The sequence below is a fragment of the Vibrio sp. Vb0888 genome (genome assembly GCF_033338835.1).
Lineage (GTDB): Bacteria > Pseudomonadota > Gammaproteobacteria > Enterobacterales > Vibrionaceae > Vibrio > Vibrio alginolyticus.
This window is the reverse complement of sequence record NZ_JAWOTL010000083.1, coordinates 1-1,631: the sequence shown is the minus strand read 5'-3', so window position 1 is coordinate 1,631 and position 1,631 is coordinate 1. Positions and strand designations below refer to the sequence as shown.

The 1,631-nt window shown below is 51.4% G+C and carries 2 protein-coding genes; both read left to right on the top strand.

The window, feature by feature from the left end:
* Positions 1-798, top strand: a 798-nt coding sequence (locus R7P72_RS24000) for an alpha-ketoacid dehydrogenase subunit beta (protein ID WP_318110824.1), incomplete at its 5' end; no start/stop codon positions are given.
* Positions 795-1,631: dihydrolipoamide acetyltransferase family protein (locus tag R7P72_RS23995; RefSeq protein WP_318110823.1), on the top strand; the 837-nt coding region annotated here is incomplete at its 3' end. The genes R7P72_RS24000 and R7P72_RS23995, both read left to right, overlap by 4 nt.

Below are 1,631 nucleotides of genomic sequence, written 5' to 3'. Positions count from 1 at the left end.
ATCGGCGGCGTTGCAGTGGGCATGGCAACTCAAGGTTTACGCCCTGTTGCAGCCTTTCAGTTCCAAGGTTTCGTCTTCCCGGCTATGGAGCACCTAATGTGTCACGCCGCCAGGATGCGTAACCGTACTCGTGGACGCCTCACTTGTCCGGCTGTATTCCGCGCGCCTTTTGGTGGCGGCATTCACGCGCCGGAACACCACTCAGAAAGCATTGAAGCACTGTTTGCACATACCGCAGGCTTTAAAGTGGTGATTCCATCTTCCCCTCAGCGTGCTTACGGTTTGCTGCTTGCTGCCATTCGCAGTAACGACCCAGTGATGTTCTTTGAACCCAAACGCATCTATCGAACCGTTAAATCCGAAGTGATTGATAACGGGGAAGCATTGCCGTTAGACACTTGTTTTACGCTGCGCAAAGGCCGAGATATTACGCTCGTGACATGGGGAGCATGTGTTGTTGAATCTCTCCAAGCTGCGCAAACCCTATCAAGCCAAGGGATCGAAGTCGAAGTCATTGATCTGGCAAGTATTAAGCCGATTGATACCGCGACGATTTTCCGTTCACTAGAGAAAACCGGACGCCTGCTGGTTGTACATGAAGCCAGTAAAACGTGTGGTGTGGGTTCTGAGCTGCTGGCTCGAACCGCCGAGCACGCGATGTGCTTGCTAAAAGCGCCACCTAAACGAGTCACAGGTATGGATACCATTATGCCTTATTACCGTAACGAAGATTATTTCATGGTTCAGAAAGAAGACATTGTGATCGCAGCGCGCGAGCTCGTGGAGGATTGGAAATGAAGACGTTTAACTTACCCGATCTCGGCGAAGGTCTCGCTGAGTCAGAAATTGTAAAATGGCATGTCAATGTGGGTGACATGGTCAAACTCGACCAAGTGATCCTCACTGTTGAGACGGCGAAAGCAACCGTAGACGTTCCTGCTCCGTACGCAGGCAGAATTGTCAGCCGCCATGGTGAAGAAGGCGACGTAATTAATATTGGCGCCCTACTTCTAGAAATCGACGAAAGTGGCGCAGAAAACACTGTCTCTGCGGAAAAACGACAAACCGCCGATGCCGCAACCGTTGTTGGCACCGTATCTCACCAATCTCATAACGTAAATGTTGATGATTTTTGGGTGGGCGGCAGCCACAACAAATCAACAGACAAACTCATCACCGCTTTACCTTCCGCGCGTTTGCTAGCGAAAAAGCTAGGCGTAGATTTGAAAACGATGGTCGGTAGCGGACCAAGCGGTTTGATCGTCGATGCCGATGTTTACGAAGAAGCAGGCAAACAAGTTCCTGGAACTGAAGTGCTCAAAGGAGCGCGCCGTACGATGGTCTCGACCATGGCAGAATCGCATCAAAACGTCGCAGCGGTGACCATTACCGAAGAAGCGTTATTGGAAGATTGGTTGCCAAACGAGGACATCAGCATTCGTCTGGTACAAGCTATCGTTTACGCTTGTCAACAAGAGCCAGCTCTCAACGCTTGGTTCGATGCCGAAACCATGACGCGCTGTGTTCATCCTACCGTCAATCTTGGTGTAGCGGTGGATAGCCGTCACGGACTGTATGTCCCCGTGCTGCGCCACGCGGATGAGTATGAACCGCAAGACGTTCGTCGCTGG